The sequence below is a fragment of the Mycobacterium sp. IDUB_5 genome (assembly GCF_055419565.1).
The window spans coordinates 142,135-166,927 of the sequence record NZ_JBVAXX010000001.1 but is presented as its reverse complement, the minus strand read 5'-3'; the positions used below and the strand labels follow the sequence as shown (position 1 = coordinate 166,927).

36 protein-coding genes are annotated in these 24,793 nt (G+C 67.5%); 15 read left to right on the top strand and 21 right to left on the bottom strand.

Features of this window, described 5'->3' with window-relative positions; genetic code table 11:
- Positions 1-7: 7 nt before the first annotated feature.
- Genes ACZY1G_RS00850 through ACZY1G_RS00840 form a run of 3 tightly spaced genes read right to left on the bottom strand, consistent with a single transcriptional unit; the run spans position 8 to position 2,339 of the window.
- A complete protein-coding gene (locus ACZY1G_RS00850; RefSeq protein ID WP_463813129.1) occupies positions 8-865 on the bottom strand; it encodes an ESX secretion-associated protein EspG in 858 nt (285 codons plus the stop codon).
- The gene (locus tag ACZY1G_RS00845) at positions 865-1,167 is read right to left on the bottom strand and encodes a type VII secretion target (protein WP_463821285.1); all 303 of its coding nucleotides are present in this window, start codon (positions 1,165-1,167) and stop codon (positions 865-867) included. Before ACZY1G_RS00845 ends, ACZY1G_RS00850 begins: the two co-directional genes overlap by 1 nt.
- Before the next feature lie 23 nt (positions 1,168-1,190).
- Entirely contained in the window at positions 1,191-2,339 is a 1,149-nt protein-coding gene (locus ACZY1G_RS00840; protein WP_463821283.1) for an EspA/EspE family type VII secretion system effector, read from the bottom strand.
- 289 nt (positions 2,340-2,628) lie between these two features.
- Between ACZY1G_RS00840 and ACZY1G_RS00835 the strand changes: the two genes are divergently transcribed.
- Positions 2,629-3,774, top strand: a complete 1,146-nt coding sequence (locus ACZY1G_RS00835) for a MinD/ParA family ATP-binding protein (protein ID WP_463821281.1) — start codon at positions 2,629-2,631, stop codon at positions 3,772-3,774.
- Here the strand turns inward: ACZY1G_RS00835 and ACZY1G_RS00830 are convergent.
- The 3 genes from ACZY1G_RS00830 to ACZY1G_RS00820 form a co-directional block, all read right to left on the bottom strand.
- Positions 3,756-4,523, bottom strand: coding sequence for a class I SAM-dependent methyltransferase (locus tag ACZY1G_RS00830; protein WP_463821769.1), 768 nt, complete (start codon positions 4,521-4,523; stop codon positions 3,756-3,758). The two genes, ACZY1G_RS00835 and ACZY1G_RS00830, sit on opposite strands and share 19 nt — an antisense overlap.
- Positions 4,524-4,527: 4 nt before the next feature.
- The gene (locus ACZY1G_RS00825; protein WP_463821279.1) at positions 4,528-5,532 is read right to left on the bottom strand and encodes a methylenetetrahydrofolate reductase C-terminal domain-containing protein; all 1,005 of its coding nucleotides are present in this window, start codon (positions 5,530-5,532) and stop codon (positions 4,528-4,530) included.
- Between the two features lie 74 nt (positions 5,533-5,606).
- On the bottom strand, positions 5,607-6,335 hold the full coding sequence (locus ACZY1G_RS00820; RefSeq protein WP_463821277.1) for a transcriptional regulator: 729 nt from the start codon (positions 6,333-6,335) through the stop codon (positions 5,607-5,609).
- 313 nt (positions 6,336-6,648) lie between these two features.
- Here ACZY1G_RS00820 and ACZY1G_RS00815 point away from each other — a divergent pair, with 313 nt between their 5' ends.
- Positions 6,649-6,942 carry a WhiB family transcriptional regulator gene (locus ACZY1G_RS00815; RefSeq protein WP_463813123.1) on the top strand — a complete coding sequence of 98 codons (294 nt, stop codon included), beginning with the start codon at positions 6,649-6,651 and terminating at the stop codon, positions 6,940-6,942.
- Positions 6,943-7,090: 148 nt separating this feature from the next.
- Here ACZY1G_RS00815 and ACZY1G_RS00810 read toward each other — a convergent pair whose 3' ends face one another.
- Both ACZY1G_RS00810 and ACZY1G_RS00805 read right to left on the bottom strand, forming a co-directional pair.
- Positions 7,091-8,635 (bottom strand): acyl-CoA carboxylase subunit beta, encoded by a 1,545-nt coding sequence (locus ACZY1G_RS00810; RefSeq protein ID WP_463821275.1) that lies wholly within the window; start codon positions 8,633-8,635, stop codon positions 7,091-7,093.
- On the bottom strand, positions 8,628-8,897 hold the full coding sequence (locus ACZY1G_RS00805; protein WP_463813121.1) for a DivIVA domain-containing protein: 270 nt from the start codon (positions 8,895-8,897) through the stop codon (positions 8,628-8,630). Before ACZY1G_RS00805 ends, ACZY1G_RS00810 begins: the two co-directional genes overlap by 8 nt.
- Before the next feature lie 81 nt (positions 8,898-8,978).
- Between ACZY1G_RS00805 and ACZY1G_RS00800 the strand changes: the two genes are divergently transcribed.
- From ACZY1G_RS00800 to ACZY1G_RS00785, 4 genes are read left to right on the top strand one after another with little or no spacing between them, the layout of a single operon-like run.
- Positions 8,979-9,422 (top strand): EVE domain-containing protein, encoded by a 444-nt coding sequence (locus ACZY1G_RS00800; RefSeq protein ID WP_463813120.1) that lies wholly within the window; start codon positions 8,979-8,981, stop codon positions 9,420-9,422.
- Complete coding sequence (locus ACZY1G_RS00795; protein WP_463821273.1) at positions 9,419-10,396, top strand: pirin family protein; 978 nt, start codon at positions 9,419-9,421, stop codon at positions 10,394-10,396. Before ACZY1G_RS00800 ends, ACZY1G_RS00795 begins: the two co-directional genes overlap by 4 nt.
- Before the next feature lie 7 nt (positions 10,397-10,403).
- Positions 10,404-10,706, top strand: coding sequence for a GNAT family N-acetyltransferase (locus tag ACZY1G_RS00790; protein WP_463813118.1), 303 nt, complete (start codon positions 10,404-10,406; stop codon positions 10,704-10,706).
- Positions 10,703-11,035 (top strand): GNAT family N-acetyltransferase, encoded by a 333-nt coding sequence (locus tag ACZY1G_RS00785; protein WP_463813117.1) that lies wholly within the window; start codon positions 10,703-10,705, stop codon positions 11,033-11,035. The genes ACZY1G_RS00790 and ACZY1G_RS00785 overlap by 4 nt, the downstream gene beginning before the upstream one ends.
- 3 nt (positions 11,036-11,038) lie before the next feature.
- Here ACZY1G_RS00785 and ACZY1G_RS00780 read toward each other — a convergent pair whose 3' ends face one another.
- Positions 11,039-11,536 carry a pyridoxamine 5'-phosphate oxidase family protein gene (locus ACZY1G_RS00780; RefSeq protein WP_463821271.1) on the bottom strand — a complete coding sequence of 166 codons (498 nt, stop codon included), beginning with the start codon at positions 11,534-11,536 and terminating at the stop codon, positions 11,039-11,041.
- Positions 11,537-11,727: 191 nt separating this feature from the next.
- Here ACZY1G_RS00780 and ACZY1G_RS00775 point away from each other — a divergent pair, with 191 nt between their 5' ends.
- Positions 11,728-11,934: a DUF3072 domain-containing protein gene (locus tag ACZY1G_RS00775; RefSeq protein WP_463821269.1), complete on the top strand. Its 207-nt coding sequence runs from the start codon at positions 11,728-11,730 to the stop codon at positions 11,932-11,934.
- 7 nt (positions 11,935-11,941) lie between these two features.
- Here ACZY1G_RS00775 and ACZY1G_RS00770 read toward each other — a convergent pair whose 3' ends face one another.
- A complete protein-coding gene (locus ACZY1G_RS00770) occupies positions 11,942-12,550 on the bottom strand; it encodes a hypothetical protein (protein ID WP_463821267.1) in 609 nt (202 codons plus the stop codon).
- A gap of 114 nt (positions 12,551-12,664) precedes the next feature.
- Here ACZY1G_RS00770 and ACZY1G_RS00765 point away from each other — a divergent pair, with 114 nt between their 5' ends.
- Complete coding sequence (locus ACZY1G_RS00765; RefSeq protein WP_463814792.1) at positions 12,665-13,336, top strand: cutinase family protein; 672 nt, start codon at positions 12,665-12,667, stop codon at positions 13,334-13,336.
- Between the two features lie 82 nt (positions 13,337-13,418).
- The gene (locus ACZY1G_RS00760) at positions 13,419-13,838 is read left to right on the top strand and encodes a ChaB family protein (RefSeq protein WP_463813113.1); all 420 of its coding nucleotides are present in this window, start codon (positions 13,419-13,421) and stop codon (positions 13,836-13,838) included.
- On the opposite strand, the gene ACZY1G_RS00755 is transcribed toward ACZY1G_RS00760, so the two are convergent.
- Positions 13,835-14,104, bottom strand: a complete 270-nt coding sequence (locus ACZY1G_RS00755) for a YdeI/OmpD-associated family protein (protein WP_463813112.1) — start codon at positions 14,102-14,104, stop codon at positions 13,835-13,837. The two genes, ACZY1G_RS00760 and ACZY1G_RS00755, sit on opposite strands and share 4 nt — an antisense overlap.
- A 4-nt stretch (positions 14,105-14,108) precedes the next feature.
- Positions 14,109-14,738: a pyridoxamine 5'-phosphate oxidase family protein gene (locus ACZY1G_RS00750; protein ID WP_463813111.1), complete on the bottom strand. Its 630-nt coding sequence runs from the start codon at positions 14,736-14,738 to the stop codon at positions 14,109-14,111.
- Between the two features lie 142 nt (positions 14,739-14,880).
- Between ACZY1G_RS00750 and ACZY1G_RS00745 the strand changes: the two genes are divergently transcribed.
- The gene (locus ACZY1G_RS00745; protein ID WP_463821265.1) at positions 14,881-15,243 is read left to right on the top strand and encodes a hypothetical protein; all 363 of its coding nucleotides are present in this window, start codon (positions 14,881-14,883) and stop codon (positions 15,241-15,243) included.
- A gap of 8 nt (positions 15,244-15,251) precedes the next feature.
- Positions 15,252-16,319 carry a GGDEF domain-containing protein gene (locus ACZY1G_RS00740; protein ID WP_463813109.1) on the top strand — a complete coding sequence of 356 codons (1,068 nt, stop codon included), beginning with the start codon at positions 15,252-15,254 and terminating at the stop codon, positions 16,317-16,319.
- Between the two features lie 18 nt (positions 16,320-16,337).
- On the opposite strand, the gene ACZY1G_RS00735 is transcribed toward ACZY1G_RS00740, so the two are convergent.
- The 6 genes from ACZY1G_RS00735 to ACZY1G_RS00710 are packed head-to-tail and all read right to left on the bottom strand — an operon-like array spanning position 16,338 to position 19,706.
- Positions 16,338-17,312, bottom strand: coding sequence for a dipeptidase (locus tag ACZY1G_RS00735; RefSeq protein WP_463821263.1), 975 nt, complete (start codon positions 17,310-17,312; stop codon positions 16,338-16,340).
- A complete protein-coding gene (locus ACZY1G_RS00730; protein WP_463813107.1) occupies positions 17,309-17,887 on the bottom strand; it encodes a hypothetical protein in 579 nt (192 codons plus the stop codon). Before ACZY1G_RS00730 ends, ACZY1G_RS00735 begins: the two co-directional genes overlap by 4 nt.
- A 33-nt stretch (positions 17,888-17,920) precedes the next feature.
- Entirely contained in the window at positions 17,921-18,292 is a 372-nt protein-coding gene (locus tag ACZY1G_RS00725) for a DUF1801 domain-containing protein (protein ID WP_463813106.1), read from the bottom strand.
- Positions 18,289-18,699 (bottom strand): VOC family protein, encoded by a 411-nt coding sequence (locus tag ACZY1G_RS00720; RefSeq protein WP_463813105.1) that lies wholly within the window; start codon positions 18,697-18,699, stop codon positions 18,289-18,291. The genes ACZY1G_RS00725 and ACZY1G_RS00720 overlap by 4 nt, the downstream gene beginning before the upstream one ends.
- 5 nt (positions 18,700-18,704) lie before the next feature.
- Positions 18,705-19,154, bottom strand: a complete 450-nt coding sequence (locus ACZY1G_RS00715) for a helix-turn-helix transcriptional regulator (protein ID WP_463813104.1) — start codon at positions 19,152-19,154, stop codon at positions 18,705-18,707.
- A 21-nt stretch (positions 19,155-19,175) separates the two neighbouring features.
- Positions 19,176-19,706 carry a GNAT family N-acetyltransferase gene (locus ACZY1G_RS00710; protein ID WP_463821261.1) on the bottom strand — a complete coding sequence of 177 codons (531 nt, stop codon included), beginning with the start codon at positions 19,704-19,706 and terminating at the stop codon, positions 19,176-19,178.
- 137 nt (positions 19,707-19,843) lie between these two features.
- Between ACZY1G_RS00710 and ACZY1G_RS00705 the strand changes: the two genes are divergently transcribed.
- The gene (locus ACZY1G_RS00705; RefSeq protein ID WP_463813102.1) at positions 19,844-20,509 is read left to right on the top strand and encodes a cyclase family protein; all 666 of its coding nucleotides are present in this window, start codon (positions 19,844-19,846) and stop codon (positions 20,507-20,509) included.
- A 5-nt stretch (positions 20,510-20,514) separates the two neighbouring features.
- Here ACZY1G_RS00705 and ACZY1G_RS00700 read toward each other — a convergent pair whose 3' ends face one another.
- Together ACZY1G_RS00700 and ACZY1G_RS00695 are read right to left on the bottom strand one after the other, a co-directional pair.
- Positions 20,515-21,264 (bottom strand): dienelactone hydrolase family protein, encoded by a 750-nt coding sequence (locus tag ACZY1G_RS00700; RefSeq protein ID WP_463821259.1) that lies wholly within the window; start codon positions 21,262-21,264, stop codon positions 20,515-20,517.
- 78 nt (positions 21,265-21,342) lie between these two features.
- Positions 21,343-21,786 carry a rhodanese-like domain-containing protein gene (locus tag ACZY1G_RS00695; RefSeq protein WP_463821257.1) on the bottom strand — a complete coding sequence of 148 codons (444 nt, stop codon included), beginning with the start codon at positions 21,784-21,786 and terminating at the stop codon, positions 21,343-21,345.
- Between the two features lie 93 nt (positions 21,787-21,879).
- On the opposite strand from ACZY1G_RS00695, the gene ACZY1G_RS00690 reads away from it, so the two are divergent.
- The 3 genes from ACZY1G_RS00690 to ACZY1G_RS00680 all read left to right on the top strand — a co-directional run bounded on the left by ACZY1G_RS00690 (position 21,880) and on the right by ACZY1G_RS00680 (position 23,994).
- The gene (locus ACZY1G_RS00690; RefSeq protein ID WP_463821255.1) at positions 21,880-22,341 is read left to right on the top strand and encodes an Lrp/AsnC family transcriptional regulator; all 462 of its coding nucleotides are present in this window, start codon (positions 21,880-21,882) and stop codon (positions 22,339-22,341) included.
- 72 nt (positions 22,342-22,413) lie between these two features.
- The gene (locus ACZY1G_RS00685; protein WP_463813098.1) at positions 22,414-23,481 is read left to right on the top strand and encodes an FAD-dependent monooxygenase; all 1,068 of its coding nucleotides are present in this window, start codon (positions 22,414-22,416) and stop codon (positions 23,479-23,481) included.
- Positions 23,482-23,550: 69 nt separating this feature from the next.
- On the top strand, positions 23,551-23,994 hold the full coding sequence (locus ACZY1G_RS00680) for a MarR family winged helix-turn-helix transcriptional regulator (protein WP_463821253.1): 444 nt from the start codon (positions 23,551-23,553) through the stop codon (positions 23,992-23,994).
- Between the two features lie 33 nt (positions 23,995-24,027).
- On the opposite strand, the gene ACZY1G_RS00675 is transcribed toward ACZY1G_RS00680, so the two are convergent.
- A complete protein-coding gene (locus ACZY1G_RS00675; RefSeq protein WP_463813096.1) occupies positions 24,028-24,738 on the bottom strand; it encodes an SDR family oxidoreductase in 711 nt (236 codons plus the stop codon).
- Positions 24,739-24,793: the final 55 nt, after the last annotated feature.

The window sequence follows — 24,793 nt, the reverse complement described above, 5'->3', positions numbered from 1 at the left end:
GCCTTTCTCAGTCCGGATACGCGGCGTGCGCGCCTGCGGAGTCGTTACGTTCGAACCATGCCGCCGACGGCAGGAACTCCATCAGCCCGTCGAGCGCGCGCTGCAGGTTCTCCGGGCTGCCCGGCAAGAAGCTCCCGTACAGCTCACCGTTGACGCGGCGCGGGATCGACACGATGCGACCGTGCGACGAGTCGAGGACCCCTGCTCCGACCCCGGCTTGAGAGTACGTTCCGCCCGGGTGCCGCTCGTTGGCGGTGATCTCGACCCAGCTCGACGGATGCGCGAGCGCCTCGGCGTAGATCTTCGCCGACAGCGGGGGTTGGCCGTAGCTCGCCAGCTGATCCGCCGTGCGCACCTCGGCGAGCCGCTTCGCGATGCCGGTGAGCGGTTCGACGGCGGCCGGCTCCGCCGCCCCGATCACGACATTCACCATGCCGGCCAGGCCGATCTGCGGGGCGACCCGCTGGAGAACCAGCATCTCTTCGTCGCGCGCGGCGACCACGTGGCGGTCGCCCTTGCGGCAGACGACGAAACGGACCATCTTTCCGCCGACGTCCCGGCGCCACCACCGGCAGTCGAGCGTGCGGTCGGGCCGGCTCAGTGCGTCGACCATGGCCGCCACCTCGGGGTGCGGATCGCCGAATGCGGTGAGGATTCCCTGCGCGGTGAGGTCGCGGGTGACCTGCTCGGCGACGATGCGGCGCTGATCCTCGTAGGGAATGTTGGGGCGGATACCGAGGGCCAGCGGGAAGTCCACCAGGTGCAGCAGATCCGCGATGACGAGCATGCCGTCGATGGTCACTTCGACGCCGACCACGTCGTCGAAGTGGGTGGGTTCGGCGTCGCCGAACAGCGGGCTCGCCATCACTGCAGCCGTCGAGCCGATGCGTCGTCGGTGGCCTCGTAGCGGTGCGCCGCACCGACCAGGTGCTCGCCCAGCGATCCCGCCCGTTCAGCGACGGCCGACGCGGCGAGCGCACGGGCATGCTGCACGGTCTGCAACGCACCGGCGGTGAGCGACGCGATCGGGCCGTGGGACGCCAGCACCCGGACGTCGGCGTCGAGCACCCGAGCACCGGCAGAGATCACCTCCGCGACGATCCGCTGCTGCACGGCTGCGAGTTCGCGCAGGTGCGCCGGGGTCACTCCGAGCTCGACGTGGGACATGACCGATTCGTCTCCTGCTGTAGTCACTGCGGTGGGCGGGTGGCGGCCGGCGCCGGAGGCGACGGTGGCGGACTCGGCTCCCGTTCCGGCGGAGCCGATGTCTCAGGCGGCGCGGCGCCCGCGGAGTCTGCGAGGTCGGTGGCGGCCGCGGCGGGACGATCGTCGGCCTTCTCGGTGCTGTCGGCCGTGTCGTCCTCGTTTTTCGTGTCTGTCGACACGTCGACCTGAGGTGTCTGCGGCGCGGCCGCCTGCGAAGCCAGCGACGGGAGCTGCCCGGCGGCGCTGACCACTCCACCCAACGCCGCGGCCAGTGGGGCCACCGCGGTACCGATCATCCCGCCCACCGCGCCGAACGCCGAGGTCAGCCCCGACATCAAGTCTCCCTGCATCGGTGACTGCTCGGCGGCGCTGGCCGGAGTGGAGGCCGGGCACACCGGCGGGGAAAGAACCGGCGACGGGACCGGCGCCGGCATGCCTGCGGTCGGCTCGGGGAGGTCGTCCGGTGCCGCGGCCTCGTCGGTGGGTGCCGGCTCAGTGACGGGTTCGGCAGGCTCGGCCTCGTCGGTCGGCGCAGCCGCATCTGCCGCCTCGTCGACGAGTGCTTCGTAGTCGCCGGCGATGCGTCGCAGCCTGCTCGCGTTGTCCGCCGTCTCGGTCGCGAGATCGTGCAGCTCGGTACTGCACACGCTCACCGCTGCGGTGACGGCGGCCAGCTCGATGGACGACGTCATTGCGGGCCCGACGCCGGGAATCGCCGCGAGCGACCCCGTCACTCGGCGCAGCGAGGACAGGTGATCAGCCTGGTCGTCGAGCGCCTCGCGGCGGCGGACGATCTGGGTGGCCTCCCGGTCGATCACCATGTGGACGTCACGATCGAGCACCGCCAGCGCTTCTGCAGCGCCGACCACGCGGCGGGTGGCCCCGGTGTACGACCGGGCCCCGGCGCCCTCCCAGTGGTCGCGCGGGTAGGCCCAGTGCAGGGTCTGGACCGCGCCGAGGAAGCTGGTGGCGCCCTGCGCGAAGGTCTCACCGGAATCGGGCCGGCCCTGTCCCGTCGTCGACCGCATCCCGGCGATCAGGCGTTGCCCAGCACCGAGGATGTCGGAGCCGACGGCCTCCCAGCCGCCATCGGCGACTTTGCCGAGCGCACCGGCAGCATTGGACACATCCATGCTCGACCACCCCTTCCCACGGGCAGCCTACCAGCGCTCAACCCCCTCCTCGGACACTATTTTTCCCCGCCGACAGCGCTGCCACAACCCGGCTGCAGCCTGCGGACCTGGCACAACAGGCCGCTCCGCTCCGACACCGCAGACATCCTGGACCGCGGAAGGCAGGGCCACACCCGGTGACCGGCCCCCTCCGGACCAGCAACGGCCGGCGCTCACAGACTTCTTTGCTCGTGCGGCCGCCCCGTACCCTGAGAAGCTGCCGCGGACCGCATCGAGGAGGAGACCCGCTGTGACCGACCGCGATGACATCGTGCGCAGAGAACCCAGCCGGCCCGACGACACACCGCCGGCGCCGCAACCACCCGTGTTCGGGTCGCAACCGCCGGTCGACGGCTCGACCGGACCGGTGCCGCGACTCCACATGCCCGTGAGGCCGCCGCAGGGAGCGCCGCCTGCTCCGTGGCCCGCCGGTCCTCCCGACCCCGATACCACCGTGCTGCACGCGCAGCCGAGTTCCTACGCCGAGCGCATCCGGCCGGCAGACCTGGTGCCGACGCGCAAGAGCGTGCCGGCGCGGGGTTGGCGGCGGGCGCTCTACAAGATCACCTTCGGAACGGTCAACGTGGGCCCGTCCCCGGCAGAGCGACGGATCGCCGCGCTCGAAGCGGCGATCCGGGCGCCGATGCGGGGCCACTTCAAGGTCGGGGTCCTCGGCAAGGGCGGGGTCGGGAAGACCACCGTCTCGGCCTGCATCGGCTCGGTGTTCGCCGAACTCCGCCAGGACGACCGCGTGGTCGCCGTGGACGCCGACACCGCGTTCGGCAAGCTGGGCAGCCGTGTAGACCCACGCGTGCAGGGCTCTTTCTGGGAGCTGGCCACCGATCGGCATCTCGAGACCTTCGCCGACGTCCGCAATCGCGTCGGGAGCAATGCCGCGGGGTTGTTCGTGCTCGCCGGCGAGGCGACTCCGGCCCGGCGCCGTGTGCTCGACCCACCCCTATACCGCGAGGCGGTGGCGCGGCTCGATCGGTACTTCACGATCGCCGTCGTCGACTGCAGTTCGACGATGGATGCGCCGGTGACCCAGGAGGCATTGCGCGACCTGGATGCGCTCGTGGTGGTGTCCTCACCCTGGGTCGACGGCGCCGCCGCGGCGGGTCAGACGCTGGACTGGTTGGCCGCACGAGGGATGAACAGCCTGCTCCAGCGCACCGTCGTGGTGCTCAACGACTCCGACGGCCACGCCAGCAAGCGCACGAGAAGCATTCTCGCACAACAGTTCTCAGGACACGGCCAGCTGGTTGTGGAGGTCCCCTTCGACGGCAACCTCCGACCCGGCGGCATCATCGACGGCACCACTGACATGTCCGACGCCGCACGCGTCAAGTTCATCGAGATCTGCGCCGCACTCGCCACTCACTTCCCGCCGCGCTGAGCCCCGGCACGTCGCAGGCTCAACACCTCGCCGGTGATGCGGCCCGCGGCGAGTAGCTCGCCCATCCGAGCGGACTGGCGCTCCGACGTCGTCCACGCAGGATCTCCGCCGTGGCGGCGAACGAGCTCGTCGTCGACCCTGCCGACCCGCGTCTGCCAATCGTCGGGAATCGCAGGAAGATCCGATGTCTGCACCCGCGCATCGACGGCCAACCCGGCCGCGGTGAGTGAGCCTCGCAGGGAGGCAGGTGTCGGGAAGTGATTCCCCTCGGGCCGGTCCGAGGCTCCCACCTGCTTCTCTGCGACGAACACCAGCAGCCCGATGCGGCCGGGGGCGCGAACCACGCGACGCAACTCGGCGAGGACGGCTGTGTGTGCCCGCATCGTGCACAGCACGCCGAGAGACCATGCCGCATCGACGGATTCGTCAGCCAGCGGCAGGGCGTCGGCGCTGCCCTGCACGGTCGGGTAGCCGAACAGCGACACGGCAGCGCGGCAGGCACCCCCCTCCGGTTCCACGAGGATCGGCCGCACCGACCGTCGCTCCCGCGCGTATGCAGCGGGCCCACCCACGCCCGCGCCACAGTCCAGCAGAGTCTCCCCCGCACGCAGCCCGAGGTGCTCGACCAGCCAGTCGAGCGCGGCCGGATTGCCACTACCGCGGCATCCGGCGGGGACGTGATAGGCCGGCCCCAGATCGGTGGCCACCTCCGCCGTCCACTCGGCGACGGTGTCGAATTCGGCCGACATCGCGTCATCGCCCACGCCCAGCCTCCTCTCGTACGCGCCGACCGACCTCGGCCTTGATCTCGGCACCCGCCCGGGTGCCGTAGGCGGAGGCCGAGCCCGAGATGTTCACGCCGTCGACGCCGTCGATGGCCAACAGTGCGCGTGCCTCGGCGACCGCGGCATCGATGCCGGCCTGCACGGGGTCCGGCGCGGTCAGGATCCCCTCGACGACGGCGGGGTCCAACTCGAGGCCGGGCAACCCCTGCAGGACAGCTGCCGACACATCGTCGGTGACCACCGCGACCGCCCCCAGCAGCGGGATCGTCAGGCCTGCCGCTCGCGCGGCCGTCACGAATTCGTCGACCACGGCTGGGGTCGACACATGATTGAGCACCGCCAGGCCAGCTCCTGCGTGCTGCTTGGCAACCAGCCGCGCGGGCCGCCTGGAAACCGGTGGTGCGGTCACGGTTTCGGGTACGGCAGCAGTGATCCCCAGTGATGCGGCCAGCGAGACCAGGCGCGGGCCATCGAGATCGAAGGTCTGGGTGACATCCGGACGGACGTCGTAGGCGCGCCCGTCGCCCGTCACGCAGAGCACTGTCTGCACCTCCAGCAGGGAGAGACCGCGCAGCTCCTGCTCGAGGACCACCCGGTTCCGGTCGCGACACGACAGCGTGATCCAGGGAGACACCCCGGCTTCGAGGAGAAGCGCGGCCATCACCGTCGGCGGGAAATCCGGGCGGTTCTGATGCTCCCCCACCAGAACCGCATCGCAGGATCCCGCGAGTAGCGACGCCGTCGCCGACAGATCGTCGGGATCGAAGGGCGTGCAGCTGAAGTCGGTGAGTATCAGCGGCGCCGTCGCCGCACGGGAGGGCGTCACCGCGCCGTCCCACACTACGACGTCGGGGAATGCGCATGGACCTGAGCGCATTTCGCACTGGCCATCAGGGCGAACACCGCCGCACGGGCCGTACTGCATGTGCTTCGGGCAGTCGTCCGTGCAGAGTTCGCCTGTCCCTGGTGCCATCCGCCCTCCGTCCCGGTCCGCATCGTGCCCATCCTGGCGCGGACGAAACCCGGAGATGTCTTCCGGCGCCGCCGTCAGACGATCTGCGCGATCAGCGCTTCCAGAGCCTCGGCCTCGGTGGGCGCTATCGGCTCACCGGCCTCTGCCTGGGACACCACCTGCTCGGCGACACCGGCGGCCTGCGCTGTTTCCGCAACCGTGAGGTTGGCCCCGCGGCGCGCGGTGTACAGGCGCGGACCCAGACCGGCGGCGGGCGCGCGGGCTGCACGCACCATCAGCTCGTCGTAGAGGCTGCGTACCGTGCCCAGTGCTTTGATCAGCGGCGGGGTGACCCGGCCGATGCGCGCTGCCCTGGCGGCGACGGCCTCGAGCTGGCGCAGGTCGGCGAGCATGGCAGAGATCCGGGCGGGAAACGCTGGGTCGTCGTCGAGCGGGAGCGACGACACGGTGCCCGACAGCGTCCCCACCGCTGTGAGAACCGCCTGGGCGATCAACGAGGTCTCGTCACCGCTGGGGGGAGTGAGGGATTCCCGACGGCGTTCGGGGGCACCGCTGCGTAGCCGCTCGATCGTGCCCGGCGGCCACTGCAGTACCTCTTCGAGCTTGGCTCGGGTCCGCTCACGCGGCCAGCTGCGCCCCTTCTCGAAGGCGATGAGCGCGCCGGCGTTGATGATGCCCTCGGCCGCCAGGCGGCGCTGGCTGATGTCGAGCTCACGCCGACGCGCAGCCGCCGCCGCGCCGGCCCTGACCATCCCGGGGTCGGCAGCATCGGCATACGCGCCGACCGACTCCGCGTTGGTCATGTATCAGCAGTCCTCGATGTCAGTGGGCGGCGGTGTCGCGTGGGCGCGGCGCTACGGCTCGAGCTCGCACTGCAACGGTTTCCCAGTAAAGCTACACCGTCCGGGGCGGAGAAACCGCATCATCGCGATGCAATTTTTGTGACGCCGCAGCACCCGTCGAATTGGCCCTGACATGCGTATTCGTGGCCATCCACGACTGGCGAGGGGGGCGCCGCGACAGTTTTGAAGCTCAAACTGTTGCAACGCTACGGTTTCTCGGTTAGCTTTCCTTCCATCGCGGCGGATGCGCCGCCCAGGCACAAGGAGCTACCCGATGACCGCAACCCCATGGGATGACACCCCGATCGGCGAATGCACCCGGGATCCCGAGCGTTGGACCACCACCGCTGACGACGAAGCGAAGGCGATCTGCCGGTCCTGCCCACGGCGGTGGCTGTGCGCCAAGGAGGCGTGCGAGTCCCCGCGGGCCGAGGGGCTGTGGGCAGGGATCTACGTGCCCGAGGCGGGCCGCGGCCGCACCTTCGCGCTGCGCCAACTCAAGTCGCTGGCCGAACTGAACGGCCATCCTGTCGGCGAGCGTCGCGTGTACTACGCCGACATCGCCTGAGCGTCTGCCGGGGGAATAGCACCGCCGCCCGGCCCGTTGAGGAGTTCGGCGGTGCCGGACATGCCCCGGGCTCCAACCACTTCCGTCGCTTCGAGCGACCACTCGCCGAGAGGCGCCATGACGGTACCGCCCACCGAAAGCCCGACGCTCACCACGTGTCGACGAACCGCCCGCTGATGCGGTGCGGGGTGTCGGCCGCGGTGAGCGTCGAGGCGATCACCGATCGCGTCTCGGCCGGATCGATGACGTCGTCGATCTCGAACAGCATCGCTGCGTTGAGCGCTTTCGCGTTGTCCTGAGCCGCGGCGGTCGCCGCCCGGACTCGGTCCTCGCGTTCTGTCTCGTCGGCAATCGCCTCGAGCTCTTTGCGCAACCCCAGCCGCACGGCGCCTTCCAGACCCATCGGGCCCAGATGCGCCCCGGGCCATGCGACGGTGAGCACCGGTTCGTGCAGGCTCCCGCCCGCCATCGCCTGGGCACCCAGGCCGTATCCCCTCCGCAGCACCACCGCGATCATCGGCACCTGCAGCGCTGCCCCCGCGACGAGCATGCGCGACGCCCGCCGCACCAGCGAATCCGCCTCGGCTGCCGGCCCCACCATGTATCCCGGACAGTCGACGAGCGAGATGACCGGAAGCCCGAATCCGTTGCACAGCTGCAGGAAGCGGGCGGCCTTGTCGGAAGCGGCGGCGGTGATGGCGCCGGCCATGAACCGAGTGTCGTTGGCCAGAATCCCGACCGAACGACCCTCGATACGGGCCAATGCGGTGACCATCTCGCGCGCGAATCTCGGGCGAAGAAGTGTCACCGACTCGGTGTCGGCGAGCGTCTCGATGATCGGCGCGACGTCGTAGGCGCGACGTTCCCGCTCGGGCACGGCGGTGCGCAGCGCGGTCTGATCCGGGGCGGTCCACTCTCTGCGGCCAGGCCGGAAGTAGGTGAGCAGCTGCTTGGTCACCGCGACTGCGGCCGCTTCGTCATCGACGACGACATCGACGTTGCCGTTGGGTTCCTGGACACTCATCGGGCCGACGTCGTCCGGTGCCACATCGCCGAGGCCACCGCCGGCGATCATCGCAGGCCCGCCCATCCCCAACGACGCGTCACGCGTCGCCACGATCAGGTCGGACGCGCCGGCCAGCACGGCGTTGCCGGCGAAGCAGCGGCCCTTCACCACGGCGATCCGCGGAACGACGCCCGAGAGTCGTGCCCACAGCGCGAACGCCCGCGTGTCGAGCGCGGAGACGACCGGGTAGTCGGTGTCCCCCGGCCTGCCGCCTCCGCCCTCGGCGAACAGCACCGTCGGCAGCCGCATCCGCTCGATCAGTTCGAACAACCGGTCTTTCTTCCGGTGACCCAGTGCCCCTTGCGTTCCCGCGAGCACGGTGTAGTCGTAGGAGAGCACGGCGCACGGGCTGCCCCCGACGCGCGCGGTCCCACCGATCAGGCCGTCGGCCGGGGTGCGGGCGATCAGATCGTCGAGATCGCGCCGCATTCTCTGCGGCGCGATCGCGAACCGCCCGTATTCGACGAACGATTCCGGGTCGACGAGATCGGCGACGTTCTCTCGTGCGGTGCGTCCCCCGCGGGCGTGCCGACGCGCGACGGCATCAGGCCGCGCAGCGTCCTCGGTCAGCGCTCCCCGACGTAACAGCTCGGCCAGGTCGGGACGCAGTTCGCCGTGATCAGCCATCGAGAAGACTGATGGCCGAGGCGATCTCGTCGAGCAGCGCATCGACCTGGTTCTCGTCGTAGCCGCGCTTACCGAGCTTCGGCTTGTTGAAGCGCACCGCGCGCACATCGTCGGCCGACAGATGCCCGCGGCCGTCGAGGCGGCGTGCGGCCAGTGCGACGAGGTCGTGCACTGCTTTCTCGTCGTAACCGCGCTTGCCCCAGGGCGGTTTGTCGAAGGTGACGTTGCGCAGTTCGTCGGCCGTCAGCACATGCTCGCCCATGGCGTCCGACTCTAGCGAGTTATCCACAGGGCCTGTGCACAAAACGCCTCGACCGTCGGTGGGTGTCCCTACGTTGGCCTCATGACGAACTGGATCAACACGGTCAGCCGCGACCATGTCGAGCGTGGAGTGCGCGGGCGCTTCACGCAGGCCAACCACGGCAAACCGCACATGCTGCGCAAGATGGCCCGGGGAGACTGGCTGGTCTTCTACTCCCCCAGGACGGTCTATCCCGACGGACCGCCGCTGCAGGCGTTCACGGCCATCGGTCAGGTCGCCGACGACGAGCCGTACCAGCTGGAGCAGTCGGAGGGTGTCACGCCCTGGCGGCGCAACGTCGATTTCCTCGCGTGCCGAGAAGTTCCCATCCGGCCCCTGATCGAGGATCTCGACTTCATCGAGGACAAATCCCGGTGGGGGTACAAGTTCCGCTTCGGGGTGTTCCGGATCGACGACCACGACCTGGAGATCATCCGGTCGACGATGGTTCAGCCCGACCGGGAGGAGGCTACGGTGAACGGGTGAGCAACACCGATGCGGCGCCTGCCGAACTGGATTGCGGCCCTTCGGCATTCGGTGCCGGCTTCGGAGGCGTGCTGCATCCACGGCAGGTCCCGCTGGGCGGGCCGCGCGCGATCCAGGTGCGACGGACGCTTCCACAGCGGGAACGGTCGCTGATCGGGGCGTGGTGCTTCGCCGACCATTACGGTCCGCACGACCTGCGGGGCGGGCCCGGCATGGACGTGCCGCCACACCCCCACACCGGACTGCAGACCGTGAGCTGGCTGTTCAGCGGACTGATCGAACACCGGGACAGCAACGGTGTGCATGCGATGGTGCGCCCGGGCGAGCTGAACCTGATGACGGCCGGGGCAGGCATCTGTCACTCCGAGGTGTCGGTGCCCAGCAGTCCGATTCTGCACGGGGTGCAGCTCTGGGTGGCGCTCCCCGACTCCGACCGGCACTCCGCACGCGATTTCGCCCACTACGTGCCCCGCTCCCGGACCCGAGGCGGGCTCACCACACGGGTCTTCCTCGGCGAACTCGAGGGCGATCGGTCTCCGGTGCACACGTTCACCGCGTTGGTCGGCGCCCAGCTCGATCTGGACCGCGGGGCGCAGGTGGTGCTCGATGTCGATGCGGGCTTCGAGCACGGCGTCCTCGTCGACCAGGGTCGGGTCGATGCCTGTGGTGCCGAGCTCGCCACCGCGGATCTCGGGTTCCAGGGCACCGGGCACGACAGCCTGCAGCTGATCAACCGCGGCGACGGCCCGGCCCGCGTCGTGTTGCTCGGCGGCGTGCCGTTCCGGGAGGAACTCGTGATGTGGTGGAACTTCGTCGGCCGCAGCCATGACGAGATCGTCGCCTACCGGGAGCAATGGCAGAACCACGACGCCCGATTCGGTGCGGTGACGGGCTACGAGGGTGCGGGCACCCGGCTGCCGGCGCCGCCACTGCCGCACGCCACCTTGAAGCCACGGCCCCAACCTGGGGTATAGAGGGGCCATGACCGAGGACAGAACCGGCGCACCCACCGAGGTGGTGGCCGAGCAGGACCGCTTCACGATCAACGTCGACGGCCGGCAGGTGGGCCTTGCCGACTTCTACGACCGCGACGGCGCCCGGGTCTTCCCCCACACCGAGGTCGATCCGCGCTATCAAGGCCGCGGGCTGGCGACCATCCTCGTCCGTGAAGCGCTCACGGCCACCCGCGCCGCGGGTCTGCGCGTGGTACCGCAGTGCTGGATGGTCGCCGAATTCATCGAGAAGAACCCCGAGTTCGCGGACATGACAGGAGAGGCTTCGTGACCACCGACAAGACGGGCGCACCCACCGAGGTGAGCGCCGAGCAGGACCGCTTCACCATTTCCGTCGACGGCCGCACCGCCGGCTTCACCGAGTTCATCGACCACGACGGTCAGCGCATCTTCCCGCACACCGTCGTCGACGAGGAGTTCTCGGGGCGCGGCCTGGCGACGATCCTCGTCGGCGAGGCGTTGGAGTCCACCCGCGAGGCGGGGCTGCGGATCGTGCCGGTCTGCTCCATGGTCGCCGGCTTCATCGACAAGCACCCGGAGTTCAACGACATCGTCGATCCGATCACCACCGACGTGAAGCGCGTGCTGTCGCGCCGCTGAACCTCAGAGGTACTGCGCGGTGCTCCCGGAGACCGGCATGGCGCCCATGCCGAGCTTGCGGTGGTCCCAGCTGCGGGTCCGCGACGGGACCACGCGCACACTGATGCGGTTGTTCATCATCTGATCGACGAACGGGCGCATGTCCTTGGTGTAGGGCCCGGTGTAGCGCTCCCACACACTGATCCCGACCCGCAGATTGGTCTCCGGATCGTCGTGGATCTCGGCGGTGCCGTCGATGGACACGCCCCGCAGGGTGTCGTAGGTCAGCCCGTCCTCGATCATCACGGTGACGGTCGGATCACGGCGGATATTGACTGCCTTCTGCGACTTGGCTTTGGTCTCGAACCAGATCTCACCGTCGATCACGGCGTACCACATCGCCACCAGGTGCGGCCGCCCGTTCGGCAGCACGGTCGCCAGCGTGGCTGTGCGGTGTCGGTCGATGAACTCGGTGATCTCGTCGTCGGTCATCACGATTTTCGCGCGTTCGTTCTTGCCCACGACTCGCATACTTCCAGGTCGCCCACTTAGACAACGGTTGGGTCGTTTGAACATGAGCTGTGGAGGTACGCGACCAATGGGGTAGCTACGGGGCGGCCGTAGTCCCAAGGCCCCGCGGGTTAAGCAAACAGCCCGCGGGGCCGTCTGGAATCTCAGGTTTCGAACATCTGTGCGACGGGCATCCCGCGTGCATGACCGATAACCAAGCGCCACATGAGAATGCCGAAAAGGATCCGTCGCAGTGGGTGACCGGCGACGAGCCGATGACAGGCGCACAACGTAGCTATCTGCACACGTTGGCCCAGGAAGCAGACACCGAGATTCCCGAGGACGCCACGAAAGCGCAAGCGTCGGAGATGATCGATCAGTTACAGCAGCAGACCAGCCGCGGCGCGTGAGGACGGCTCAGTAGAAGGTCACGGGCGGCAGCGCGCGTAGTCCCCCGCCGCTGTGTCTGCCCGCGAACCGGACGGTTCCGTGGTGCGGCCCGGTCAGCGTCAGGGTGCCGATGCGGCGGAACTGTCCGACGGGCGCACTGATCATGAAGCTGAGTTCGCTCCCCGGCGCGAATCGCAGATCCCTGCCCGTGGTGCGCGGGCGCGCACCGAACAGGACAGGTTGTAGTCCGGCCAGATACAGCCACAGCGACGAGTAGAGCGGTGCCACCGGATCACTCGGCAACACCGCGTGGTGCAACGGTGCGCCGTCCGCAGACGACGCGAGCAGGAAGTCTTGGCTGCGGCCCCGCCCGTACACATCCGGCAGGGTGATGCACAGTTTTCTGGCTGCCTGCCCACGATCGTCGGGCCCGGCTTGCACTATCGCGTTGTAGGTCGCTCCCGGGTGCAGGACCTCGGCGGCCGGCACCGCCACGGCCTCGTCGATCGTCAATATCGCCGTGAAGTACTCACCGTCGGCACCGAAGACGTCCCCCGCGAAACCGACCGCCGCCGTTGCCGTGTCGCGCACCGCACGGACTCCGGCGATCAGGTCGGGTGGCTGCGTGATCCCCATCATTCCTTCATACCGGGGCCGCAGCGGTGGGCGAAGCGCTGCCATCCGTGCCACGATTATTAGGTGATCTCCGTTCACACGCTCCGCGTTGCCGTAACGATCGCCGCCTGTCTGATGCTGGGTCCCGCCCCGTCTGCGGGAGCCCAACCCGACGCGCCGCCGGCGCCCGCGCCGCCACCGGGATGTCCGGACGTGCAGGTGCTCTTCGCCCGCGGAACCACGGAACCGCCGGGCCTCGGCGCGGTGGGCGATGCATTCGTCGAAGACCTGAAGACTCGCGTGGCGCCCAAGTCTGTCGCCGTCTACCCCGTCAACTACCCGGCGAGCCCCGACTTCCCGACCGCACTGCAGGGTGTCGTCGACGCCAGCACCCAGATCCAGAACACCGCGAACGCGTGCCCGAAGACCTCGATGGTGCTCGGCGGATATTCACAAGGTGCCGCGGTCATGGGCTTCGTGACCTCCGACGTGATCCCTGACGGCGTAACAGACCCCAATGTTCCGCAGGTCATGCCGCCCGCCGTCGCCGACCACGTCGCCGCCGTCGCACTGCTCGGGACGCCGTCAGAGCGGTTCATGGGCGTCATCAACCAGCCCGCGATCACGATCGGATCGCTGTACCAGCCGAAGACCGTCGAGCTGTGCGTGCCTGAGGACTTCGTCTGTTCGGCCGGCAACGACATCGGCGCCCACGCCCGCTACATCTCCGACGGACTCGTCGACCAGGCGGCCGACTTCGCGGCCAGCAAGATCGCCGACCACCCCGCGAGCCAACCCACGCGCTGAACGCCCACCGGCGCGTGTCGATCGCTCCCACTCGGGTACTCGGGCCGGCAGATCACACCGGTTTGAGGGGAGGTCGGACACGATGCCGAAGGTCACCAAGTCGGGTGAGCCCAAGCAGAGCGAGCTGCCCAGCACGCTGCAGAAGTCGGACGACAAAGCTCAGCGCACGTTCGCCAAGACGCATGACGCGGCCGCCGAGGAGTACGGCGAGGGCGAGCGTGCCTACCGGACCGCCTACAGCGCGCTGAAGCACAGCTTCGAGAAGGTCGGCGACCACTGGGAAGAGAAGGAACACCGCGGTCCGTCCGATGAACGCGCGGAAAGTGGCGGGCCGAACGCGTCCGGTGAGACCGCCGAGGGTGTCGACGCCAACGCCACCAAGAAGCACCTCGTGGATCTTGCGCGCCGACTCGACATCACCGGCCGCTCCAGGATGACCAAGGCCGAATTGGTCGAGGAGATCAAGAAGGCGAACCGGCGGGAGAGCCGACGCGACAGCTAGGGCTTGCCGGTGCGCTCACGGTGCTTGCACCCAGGCCAGCAGCACGGCCGACGTTTACCTTCCTCGAGCTCTTCCTGTGTTCGCCGGATGCGCCGTTCGCGCGTCGTCGCCTGCTTGGCATCGGTGACCCAGCAGATGAATTCGTTGCGCGCCAGCTCGGTGATGTCGTTCCACGCGGTCAGCGCGGCGGGGTTGTTCTCAAGCGCGGCTTTCAGATCGTCCGGCAGCTCGTGCACCACCCCACCGAGGATCTCGCCGACCGTCATGGCGTCAGGGTAATCCGTGTCGGGCGACAACGGCCGCCACCGACGCAGGAACGGCACGGCCCGACGTCGACTCTGGTGCGGAGTAGGTCTGCCTGACGGGGATCACGCCCGTCCACACCTCACCCTCAGGGCGGGCGGGCGGCCCACTGCGCTGCTTGGCCACCCAGTTGTCCTCGGCGATCGGCAGTTCCAACACCACCGTGGCGGCCACTTCACTCGCCGTGTGCGGCGGACACTCGGCGGGGCGGCCCGGCAGCAGGGCGTCGGTGAACACGTCGAGTGTCGCGGCGCGGTCGGCCGTGTCGACCACGCGACAGGTGCCGCGCACCACCGCCGAACGGTAGTTCGCGGAGTGGTCGAACTGTCGCTCGGCGACGACGATGCCGTCGAGGACGAACGCGCTGATCGCCACCGGCGCACCGGCAGCGGCGTGCCGGAGCGCGCCCGCTCCTGTCGAGCCGTGGATCAGCAGCCGGTCGCCGTCGCGGACCACCAGCACCGGGATGACCCACGGCTGACCATCGATGACCGTCGACACGGTGGCAACCACGCACTCGTCGAACACGGCATCGAGCACAGGCCGATCGCCTCGCCGGTCGGGCTTACGCGTCAAGTCACTCAGCACATCGCTCACGCCCGCCAGTCAAGCCTGTGCCGGTCCGACCGGCAACGGATTTCCACAGAAGACGAATTGCTGTCCGCCGCGTCGAACTTCGGCCATATGCTGGGCGGCACGCCTGTGCGCTGCCGTGTGGGCCGACAAGGGGGAATTGTCTGTGTCGACCAGTTACCTGGCGCTCGAACTCGCCGCAGCGGCACATCCGTGGCGCTGGGTGGGTTACATGGTGGCGCAGGTAGCCGTGGTCGGCGGCCTGATCTGGCTCGTCGTGTGGGCTGTTCGTCAGTCACGAGCGCCCAAACGCCCGATACCGCCCCAGCAGCCCTACCCCGGTGCGTACTACCAGCAGGGCCCGCCCGGTCAGTGGCCACAGCAACCCCCGCCGCCCGGATACTGGCCTCCGCCATCGCCGCCCGGCTACTGGCCACCCCAGCAGCCGCCGCCGGGCCCGTGGCCGCAGCAAGCCACGCCTCCCTCATGGCCGCCGGCCGGGGGCAACGCCCCGCCGAACCAGCGGTAGGCAGGAGCGTGGAACGGCTCCTACGATCCGTCGAGCACTTCGACTGGATCACCGATTTCCTCGACTCGCGCGGCCTGAAGAATCGGGCACGATGGTGGCTGGCGGCCACCACAGCCGCAATGGCGGGCGGTGTTCTCGCTCTGTTGTTCGGCACCGGTCACCCGAACAGCACGCTCGGTCGAACGATGATGTGGGCGGCAGTGGCCGGCGGTGTCTTCGGGACCATGCTCTTCGTGTGGCGCTGGCCGTCGCGGCATTGGTCGCTGGCCTTCGTGGTCGCGACCACCCTGTCGATCACGCTGGCCTGTCTGGCCTACCCGGATCCGCTGGCGGCGCTGCTGGGCTGCATCGCTTTCACCACGATCGTCAGCTACGCCGCCTTCTTTCATTCACCGCGGGTGGTGCTCGGCGTCCTCTCTGTGATCACCGTGGTCGCCGTCAGTCAGACCGTGGCGGTCGCGGCCCAGGGGCGCCCGGCGATGGCCCTGGTCGATCTGTTCCTGATACTGCAGTGCAGCGTCGGAGTGGGCCTCGTGTTCTACACGCTGGTGCGAACGTTGCGTGGCGATCTCGCGATCGCCGACCTCGACCCGCTGACCGGGTTGCTCAACCGGCGTGCGTTCCGAAATATGTTGCGGGCCAACCTCTTCCATCATGGCGTCCAAGAGGGCTATCTGTTGACCGCGCTGCTGGACCTGGACCGGTTCAAGGTGGTGAACGACACTCGCGGCCACGCAGCCGGCGACCGGGCTCTGGTTGCGGTCGCCGACGCACTGCGTGCGACAGCCACCCCCACCACCGTCATTGCACGCAGCGGCGGAGAGGAGTTCCTCTTCGCCGACGTCGTGGCCTCCGAGGACGCTGTCCTGCGTTACGAGGACGTGCGCGCGGCGATTGCCCAGCTGCCCTGTGAGCTCACCGGCAGCATCGGGACCGCATTCCTGGACGTCAGCCTGTTGAGCGAGGAATCGTTCGACCTGACCATGGACCAGCTCATCACCGCGGCGGACAAGGCCATGTACGACGCCAAGAACGACGGCGGCAACCAGTGCCGTCATCACGGCAGCGTGATCTGACCGCCTCGAGCCCGCCGATCATCCGGACCACGCCTGAGTGGCGACTCGGTGGAAGTTGCCGCCGAGGACGGCGCGGATGTCGGGGTCCCTCCAGCCCTGCCCGCGCAGGTGATCTCCCAGCGTGATGAACGTCTCGGGGGACATCCACTGGATGGGCCCCCATCGGGTGTAGCTGTCGTCGAAACAGTCTGGGTTGCGCGCCATCTCGTCGTTGAAGTCGGCGTGATCGAAGGAGAAGTCGCTGCTGATCCCGACGTGGTCGATACCGACCACGTCGATGGCGTGGTCCAGGTGACGCTGCATGGCCTCCAACGTCGGGGTGTTCGGGCCGAGAAAGATGCCGACCCCGGTGATGCCGACGACACCGCCGGTGTCCGCACAGGCGCGGGCCTGGTCATCGGTGATGTTGCGGGGGTGGTCCCAAACCGCCGCCATACACGAATGGCTGTACACCACAGGCATGATCGAGACACGGCACAGGTCCAGGCCGGTCTTGCGACTGCAGTGCGATCCGTCGGCGACCATTCCCGCCGCATTCATCTCGGCGACGATCTGCTCACCCCACGCCGTCAGGCCTTCGTCGTGTGCGTCCAGGCATCCGCTGCCCGCGCGGTTGGCGTGGTTGTAGGTCGGGAGCAGGGTCCGCACCCCGAGCCCGACCAGCCGCGCCACGTTGTCGAGATCGTCGTCGAGCGGGCCGGAGTCTTCGAGGTCGAACACCACCGCGATCCGCCCGGTGGAAGTGATGTGGTCGACATCGTTTATGCCAGAGGCCAGTTCGAGATCAGGATGGCCTTCGACGGCGGAGCGGAAGTGCCTCAGCAGCGCCACCGAGTCGGAGAAGGATTGCGGCGAATATCCCACGTTGACCGACAGGAAAGCTCCGCCGGGGCGCTGGAAGCGGGTCAGCGGTTCGACGCTCGTGCCGACCTGCAGGGGCAGGCAGGTGTGTTGGTCCCACAGCAACACATCTCGGTGACGGCCCCCGGTCACGAAACGGCCTCCGTCCAACCACCCCAGTCCTCGCCGACGAACACCCGGCCGGTGGCCATGTCGAAGTTCTCGAGGAACACCTGCAATGCCGGCTGCATCTGTGCGTGCAATTGCGTCATCGCGTCGATGATCTCCGGGGTCATCGGGTCGTAGTCGGCGGGCTTCTGCGCGGGGATCAGGCCAAGATGTAGCGCCATCTCCAGCTGATAAAAGGTGAAGTCCCCGTACGGGCGTTTGGGATCGGCACCGGGGATGTCCTCGACGTCGTAGGGATCGGTCAGTTCCCAGCTCATCGCCGTCAACAACGTGCGGTGCCAATCGGTGAACTCGAAATGGTTCTCTTCAGCCAATCCCTGCACATACGGGGAGAATTCGACGTCTTCGGGAGGACGCCGGTAGGGATACCCGCCCGCCGGGCAGGTGCCGTAGGAAGTGGCGATACGCAGCAGGTGCACGTCGTCGGGGTGTGTGTCCCAGTCCGGAGGGAAGCACGGCGCCCCCACCTCGGTGCCGTCCCAGCCGACGACCACTGGTCGTAAACGCTGCACGTGCTGCTCCCGCCAGATGATGTCCATGGACCTATCTGACCAGATCTCGGGCGTGCGGTGTCACCGCGCGTTGAGCGCCACCGCCGCGCGGATCAACGCCACGAAGGCATCCTCGTCGAGCACGTCGTTCTCGCCGATGTCGATCGCCCGTCGGGTGTTGCCGCCAAGGCTGGAGTTGAAGAGCCCCGTCGGGTCGTCCAGCGATGCGCCCTTTGCGAACGTCAGCTTGACCTTGTCCTTGTAAGTCTCACCGGTGCAGAGCATTCCGTCGTGATACCACGTAGGCACACCTCGCCATTTCCACTCTTCGGTGACGTCGGGTTCGGCCTTCTTGATCAGCGCGCGGACGAGCGCAAGCGTGTCGCCGCGCCAATCGCCGAGCTCCGCGATCCTCGCGTCGATCTTCTCGGACGGGGATTGTTCCGTGCTCACCGAACCTCCTGGATGCGGATCATCGTGCCCGCGGGATCGCGCAGTGCACAATCGCGTACGCCGTAGGGTTGCTCGATCGGTTCCTGGACGATATCGGCATCGCTGGCCTGGAGGCGTTCGAACGTTCCGTCCAGATCTTTTGTAGCCAGCACGATGATCGAGTAGGTGCCCTTTGCCATCATCTCGGCGATGAGGCGGCGCTCGTCGTCGGTGACGCCGGGATCAGCCGCCGGCGGGTGAAGAACGATGGACGTCTCGGGCTGGTTCGGCGGGCCGACCGTGATCCAGCGCATCGCGCCTCCCCCGACGTCGAGACGGACCTCGAAACCCAGGACGTCGCGGTAGAACGCCAGCGATGCCTCCGGGTCCTCGTGGGGCAGGAACGTGGTGTGAATAGTCAAGTCCATGAGTGTCACGCTAAATCGAGTGCAGCGGCGGGTGCTTCTCGATTCCTGATCGGTCTGCTCACGTGCTTCTCCATGCAGGAGGGCAACCCGTCGGTCGCGCCCGCCGTGCGATCGCGGTACGTACTGGGTGGCACCCCGACCAGCTCGGTGAAACGCGTGCTGAACGTCCCGAGCGACGAACACCCGACAGCGAAGCACACTTCTGTCACGCTGAGGTCGCCGCGCCGCAGCAACGCCATCGCGCGCTCGATGCGCCGCGTCATCAGGTACGCATAGGGCGACTCGCCGAAGGCGGCCTTGAAGCGGCGGCTGAGATGACCGGCCGACATGTTCACTCCCCGTGCGAGGGTCTCGACATCGAGTGGCTGCGCGTAATCGCGGTCCATCCTGTCGCGAACGCGTCGGAGCAACCTCAGGTCGGCGAGATGTCGCTCCTCGGCGGTCTCACTGCTCACGCATGACAGCCTGCCACGCGTTTACCAGAGATGGCCTGGTCGCCAGTCACAGACGAGAGGAGCAGCGTCGTCGAGATCTCCTCTGAAAAGGTAGATCTTGTCAGTGACGTCATATGTGTCGACGATGCCGGCTGGACCGGCGGCTCGAGTGGGCCCAGTCCACGGGCGCCAGCCACGTGCCTCATAGAAGGGCGCTGCTGCCTCGACAGCATTGAGCGCGCCGAGTTGATGGCGCGACGTGATGATGTGTTCAGCGTTGTCCATCACGATCCGGCCCAGTCCGCGTCCCTGGTGGTCGCTGCGAACCGCGACCGCTTCGACATAGCCGGTGTTGAAAGCACTACCGTTGTGGCACAGCGTCCTCGGTACGACGGCAGTGAACCCGACCAAAGCCTGATCAGCATCCTTGATCACGATGTGTACGCCGTTCACGGCATGAAGCCAGTCGTGAGAACGGAACCCAGAGCCGAACGCCGAGCGCACCAACTCTTCCGCGGAATCCAATTCCGCCTCGCTGAGCTGCCCGGGCTCGGCGATCACGACCTCCACCATAGGAGCAGCGTGGCACAGGGCGTCACGAGTTCATACACACCACGCCTACCCCTGAGGGTGAAAAGCCGCATCCTCTTGTCGTCGTTTACTGTTCAGCCTGCAGAGGGCCGCCACCTGGCCGGCAGAAGGAGGCGCACGTGCTCGTTGACCTGTCGCACACGATACGGGCGGGATTGGTGACGTATCCGGGGTTGCCGGCCCCGTCGATCCAGCCGCACCTCACCCGCGAAGCCTCGCGCGAGGTGTACGCCGCGGGAACCGAATTCGCGATGGACACCATCACCATGATCGGTAACACCGGTACGTACATCGACTCACCGTTTCACCGCTTCGCTGACGGTGCTGACCTTGCCGGTCTCGACCTGGCCACGTTGGTCGATCTCCCGACCGTGGTCGTACGCCACCGCACCACGTCAGCGAGATCGGTCGACGCCGACGAACTTCCCGACACGATCGCGCGCGGCAGCGCCGTGTTGATCGACACCGGGTGGGACCGGCACTTCGGCACCCCTGCCTACGGCACCGACGCCCCGTTTGTCAGTGTGGCTGCCGCCGAGCGGCTGGTCGAATGCGGCGTTGCGCTCGTCGGCATCGACTCGGTCAACATCGACGACACCAGCGCTGCCGCCGCGGGGCGACGGCCCATTCACACCACACTGCTGGGGCATGGCATCCACGTGGTGGAACATCTGACGAATCTGGCCGCCCTGCCCGACCACGGTGCATGTTTCACCGCGGTCCCTCCACGTGTCGAAGGCTTCGGTACGTTTCCCGTCCGCGCGTACGCAAGCGTCCCGGACTGAGGTCTCTACGCCGGCATCTCGTCATCGAGCATTTCGAGCACTGCCTGCCACGCTCGTCGGGACTGGACGGCGTGGTAACCCACCCCGGGAACGGTGGCCATCGGCTCGGCGCCCGTATCGGCCCCGGGTGACGCCTCGACGGCCCAGAAGGCGTGCTGGGCACCGCCGAGGACGGTGACGCGCCAATCCACACCGGCGCCCTGCAAAGCGGCCCCGAAGGTGAGGAGCTGCGCGGGTGTGCACAGGGGATCCTCGGAGCCAGTACACAACAACACCGCTCCCCCGACGCTCGTCCAGTCCTCGGGGCGGGCCTCGCGCGGTAGACCGGGGTGAACGACGGCAAGTGCAGCGAAAGGTGTTCCGGTGCGGGCGAGTTCGAGCACGATCCGGCCGCCTGCGCCGTATCCGAGTGCAGAAAGACGGCGCTGATCGACGCCGGGTTCCGCCAGAAGGACGTCGAGGGCAGCCTGTCCGATGGCGAGCATGCGCGCCGTGTCGTCCAACAACGGCATGACGCGGGCCAGCATGGCCTCCGGGTGCCCGAAGTACGTACGTCCGCCGTGATAGTCCATGGCGAAGGCGACGTACCCGTGCTCGGCGAGAATGTCGGCACGCGTGCGCTGATAGGAGTCTAGGCCGACCCCGTCGTGACCGATCAGCACCGCGGGCCACGGCCCCTCGCCATCGGGCCGCACCAGGTAGCCGACCATCGTCATCCCGTCGACGACATACGCGACATCGTGCGTGGCACTCATGAACTCAGATTAGGAACGGGCAGCAGCTCTCTGTGTCGTCTTTCGCCCTCGGCACAAATTCACGTCCGCGCAAGGGCTTCAGCATTCGCAGGTGATCGCGTCCACGGGTGCGGTGAGTGGGTCTGTGGCGCGAACGACGGGGCCGTGGTCGTTCTCGACGGGATAGCCTTCGCGGGCCCAGTACTCGAACCCACCGATCATTTCTCTGACCTCGTACCCCAGCCTGGCGAATTCCAGCGCAGCACGCGTCGCGCCGTTGCAACCCGGCCCCCAGCAGTACGTCACGACCGGCGTCTCCCGTGAGATCTCGCTGGTCGCTCGGGCAGCGATCTGGTCAGTCGGGATGTGGACCGCCCCGAAGGCCCGGCCCTGGAGCCATGCGCCGTCACCGCGGGAGTCGATCAATACGAAACTGACGCCGCGTTCCTGGTCGGCGTACACGTCAGAAGCGTCCGTTTCGAAAGCCAGCTTGCCGGCGAAATGGGCGATGCGGAGGTCCATCGAGGCGGCCGTGGTCGTCATACGGAAAACGGTAGTGACGACCCGTCCGGAGCGACAGGGCAATTTCACTGCATCTCGGCCGCTTCAGCCGCATTTTTATGGCAATCTCGCAACGTGGCCGCGAATATCCCCTTCGAACCCGACAAGGTTGACACTGCCATTCTGAAAGCGTTGCAGGCCAACGGAAGACAGAGCATCGCGGAGCTAGCGCGGCACATCAACATGAGCCACAGCGCGGCCGCCGAGCGTGTGCGGCGCCTCGAGGACTCCGGTGTGATCAGCGGCTACGGCGCGCATGTCAATCCCGAACGACTCGGCTTCACGATCCTGGCCTATCTCCGACTGCGCTACCCCAGCAGCACCTACGAGCCGCTGCACCGGCTGCTCGCGAACCTCCCGGAGGTCACCGAAGCCCACCACGTCACCGGGGATGACTGCTTCATCATGAAAGTCGTCGCCACGAGCATGAAACACCTCGAACAGATCAGCGGCAGGATCGGGACCCTCGGCAGTGTCACCACCAACGTGGTCTACTCATCGCCGCTCCCGCCGAGGCCGGTGTTGCCACCGGGGTGACGAGCGCACTCTGGCCGCAGAGATTTCGGGGCGACCCTAGACGTCTACTACACATCGTCGTAGAGTCGAGGTATGCGGGTGGGGATCGTCGGAGGTGGATTTGCCGGATTGGCCGCGGCAGTCCTGCTATCCCGAGAAGGACACGAGGTCAAGGTCTTCGAGAAGGCGCCCGGCCCCACCAAGGCGGGCGGCGCAATCTCCCTGTCGACGAACGCGCTCGCATGCCTGTCCATTCTCGGCATCCGGGAACGCGTGGTCACCAATCCGTGGTCACACCTGCCGGCCACCATACGGACGCCGACGGGGCGGATACTGGTCCGCAGGACGTTGGCCCAACTGACGGGTGGCACCGAGTATTCAGCGGTGCCTCGGCGACTGCTGCTGAGCTGGCTGACCGATCAGATTCCCTCCGGTTGCCTGCACTACTCCGCTGCCGTGACCCACGTCGGCGCCGACGGAGTGCTGACGGTGGGCGGCGCAGAACACCGGTTCGACCTGGTCATTGCAGCCGACGGAGCCCGCGGAATCTGCCGACAACAGCTGTGGCCGGATGCATCACCCGTGCGATCCACCGGCATCAACGGATGGTCCTGGATCGTCGACCGAGAGCTGTCTACCGGCTACGGCACAATCTGGGGCTGCACAACTGATTTCGGCATTCTTCCGCTTCACGATGGGCGGACCTACATCTACGGTGGAACATCACTCTCGCAAGCGCTGCTCACTGACTACTGCTCATGGCCGGATCCCCTTCCTGACCTCATCGACGATGGGCGCTCCTGCGCCGTATCCACCCCGGAGATCTTCGAGGCCCGACCTCCTCGGTCTTTGGTCCGCGGAAGGGTCGTGGTGATCGGCGACGCCGCCCACGCCATGCGCCCCACTTTTGGCCAGGGGGCTGCGCTGGCGATGGAGGACGCCATCACGCTGGTCCGGGGCGGTGTAGCGTCGCTCGTGCGGCGCAGGCTTCGCCTCCAATTGCTCTATGCGGCATCGAAAGCCGGCTCCTACTTCGCGACTCCGAAGGCTCCGGCGGCCGAAAGGGTGCGCAACGGAGCGCTGGCCCTCACCCCAGACCCTGTATTCGGTGCATTGGCAGGATCTGTCAGCCGATGGCGACCACCGGCAGAGCGTCTGTGACTATCTCCCATCGGACTGCCGGAACCGATGTCTTGACCTCAATAGCGCTTGAGTTCCTAGCGTGTGGGCATGACATCCGAGATGCAGCCCCCCGAGCTACAACCGTTGGGATTCTGGACTATACGAGCTGGAGAAGCCATCCGTGCACGCACCCGCGGACGACTGTCAGAACTGGGGGTGACCCAGCCAGAGTGGTGGGTGCTGCACCAGCTCGCGATGCACCCGACGGGTATGACGGAAAGCGAGATCGTCTCCATCGTCGGACCGAACGAGTCTGACGAGAGCATCGTGCAGGCGATCGTCGCCGGCGTCGGCAAAGGGTGGATCGCTCGCTCGGGCGACCGTGTTCGCCTGACGAATGCCGGCCGGCGGCTATTCCATGCGGCCGCCGAAGTTCAGCGGCAGCTGAATGATGAGCGGCGCCAGGGGATATCCGACAGTGACTACGCGACCACCATCGAGGTGCTGCAGCGGACGATCACCAACGTCGGAGGCCACGCGTGGCACTGGTAGCGATCACATGACAACGGACTGCCGGCAGGCGGCTCACAGGCTGATGCCGTCGTACATCGCTGAAGGCGGTTGAGACAGAAGTTCTTTCGCCGTCCTGGTGTCGTGGTCCGCCAACACCTCATCGGCACCTGACTCGATCCCGTCCAGCGCGAGGCGTACCACGTCGGCTGGGTCGTTCTTCTCGATCTCGAAGCCGGCGACCATATCGGTATCGGTGGCCGATAAGTGCAATCCGAGCACCTGGGTGCCCTGCGCTGCCAGCTCGAGCCGAGTGCTGTTGGTCAGTTGCCATTCGGCAGCCTTGGCCGCGGCGTATGCACCGTTGCCGGGGTACACCTGGAAAGAACCGACCGACATCACGTTGAGAAGCGCGCCGCCGCCATTGCGCGCCAAGACCGGGGCGAAGGCACGAGTCATCGACAACGTGCCCCAGAAGTGGGTGGCCATTTCCAGCCGAATGGCGTCCAGGTCTCCGCTCACCAAGTTCTGCAGCGTCGCGACCCCGGCATTGTTGATCAGCACGTCGACGTCGGCAGCTGCGTCGGCCACCTCAGCCACCATGGTGTCGTCCGTGATGTCCAATCGGACCGGAATGATGCGGGAGTCGTTGTCGGGCAGTGTTTTTGGCCGCCGCGCGGCGGCGTACACCTTGGCGGCACCTCGCGCGAGCAACTGGCGCACGAACTCCGCGCCTATTCCGCGGTTGGCACCGGTGACCAGGGCTGTCGAGTTGTTCAGGTCCATTTCCCGAGCCTAGAATCTCACATCGATGTCAGGTTCAAGGTCCACATGCCGTGAC

Excerpts from the sequence above, each read along its gene's own strand:
- ACZY1G_RS00850 (WP_463813129.1), bottom strand. The coding sequence starts at position 865 with ATGGCGAGCCCGCTGTTCGGCGACGCCGAACCCACCCACTTCGACGAC.
- ACZY1G_RS00845 (WP_463821285.1), bottom strand. The coding sequence starts at position 1,167 with ATGTCCCACGTCGAGCTCGGAGTGACCCCGGCGCACCTGCGCGAACTC.
- ACZY1G_RS00840 (WP_463821283.1), bottom strand. The coding sequence starts at position 2,339 with ATGGATGTGTCCAATGCTGCCGGTGCGCTCGGCAAAGTCGCCGATGGC.
- ACZY1G_RS00830 (WP_463821769.1), bottom strand. The coding sequence starts at position 4,523 with ATGTCGGCCGAATTCGACACCGTCGCCGAGTGGACGGCGGAGGTGGCC.
- ACZY1G_RS00825 (WP_463821279.1), bottom strand. The coding sequence starts at position 5,532 with ATGGCACCAGGGACAGGCGAACTCTGCACGGACGACTGCCCGAAGCAC.
- ACZY1G_RS00820 (WP_463821277.1), bottom strand. The coding sequence starts at position 6,335 with ATGACCAACGCGGAGTCGGTCGGCGCGTATGCCGATGCTGCCGACCCC.
- ACZY1G_RS00815 (WP_463813123.1), top strand. The coding sequence starts at position 6,649 with ATGACCGCAACCCCATGGGATGACACCCCGATCGGCGAATGCACCCGG.
- ACZY1G_RS00810 (WP_463821275.1), bottom strand. The coding sequence starts at position 8,635 with ATGGCTGATCACGGCGAACTGCGTCCCGACCTGGCCGAGCTGTTACGT.
- ACZY1G_RS00805 (WP_463813121.1), bottom strand. The coding sequence starts at position 8,897 with ATGGGCGAGCATGTGCTGACGGCCGACGAACTGCGCAACGTCACCTTC.
- ACZY1G_RS00800 (WP_463813120.1), top strand. The coding sequence starts at position 8,979 with ATGACGAACTGGATCAACACGGTCAGCCGCGACCATGTCGAGCGTGGA.
- ACZY1G_RS00790 (WP_463813118.1), top strand. The coding sequence starts at position 10,404 with ATGACCGAGGACAGAACCGGCGCACCCACCGAGGTGGTGGCCGAGCAG.
- ACZY1G_RS00775 (WP_463821269.1), top strand. The coding sequence starts at position 11,728 with ATGACCGATAACCAAGCGCCACATGAGAATGCCGAAAAGGATCCGTCG.
- ACZY1G_RS00770 (WP_463821267.1), bottom strand. The coding sequence starts at position 12,550 with ATGGGGATCACGCAGCCACCCGACCTGATCGCCGGAGTCCGTGCGGTG.
- ACZY1G_RS00765 (WP_463814792.1), top strand. The coding sequence starts at position 12,665 with ATGCTGGGTCCCGCCCCGTCTGCGGGAGCCCAACCCGACGCGCCGCCG.
- ACZY1G_RS00760 (WP_463813113.1), top strand. The coding sequence starts at position 13,419 with ATGCCGAAGGTCACCAAGTCGGGTGAGCCCAAGCAGAGCGAGCTGCCC.
- ACZY1G_RS00755 (WP_463813112.1), bottom strand. The coding sequence starts at position 14,104 with ATGACGGTCGGCGAGATCCTCGGTGGGGTGGTGCACGAGCTGCCGGAC.
- ACZY1G_RS00730 (WP_463813107.1), bottom strand. The coding sequence starts at position 17,887 with ATGGACATCATCTGGCGGGAGCAGCACGTGCAGCGTTTACGACCAGTG.
- ACZY1G_RS00720 (WP_463813105.1), bottom strand. The coding sequence starts at position 18,699 with ATGGACTTGACTATTCACACCACGTTCCTGCCCCACGAGGACCCGGAG.
- ACZY1G_RS00710 (WP_463821261.1), bottom strand. The coding sequence starts at position 19,706 with ATGGTGGAGGTCGTGATCGCCGAGCCCGGGCAGCTCAGCGAGGCGGAA.
- ACZY1G_RS00700 (WP_463821259.1), bottom strand. The coding sequence starts at position 21,264 with ATGAGTGCCACGCACGATGTCGCGTATGTCGTCGACGGGATGACGATG.
- ACZY1G_RS00695 (WP_463821257.1), bottom strand. The coding sequence starts at position 21,786 with ATGACGACCACGGCCGCCTCGATGGACCTCCGCATCGCCCATTTCGCC.
- ACZY1G_RS00685 (WP_463813098.1), top strand. The coding sequence starts at position 22,414 with ATGCGGGTGGGGATCGTCGGAGGTGGATTTGCCGGATTGGCCGCGGCA.
- ACZY1G_RS00680 (WP_463821253.1), top strand. The coding sequence starts at position 23,551 with ATGACATCCGAGATGCAGCCCCCCGAGCTACAACCGTTGGGATTCTGG.
- ACZY1G_RS00675 (WP_463813096.1), bottom strand. The coding sequence starts at position 24,738 with ATGGACCTGAACAACTCGACAGCCCTGGTCACCGGTGCCAACCGCGGA.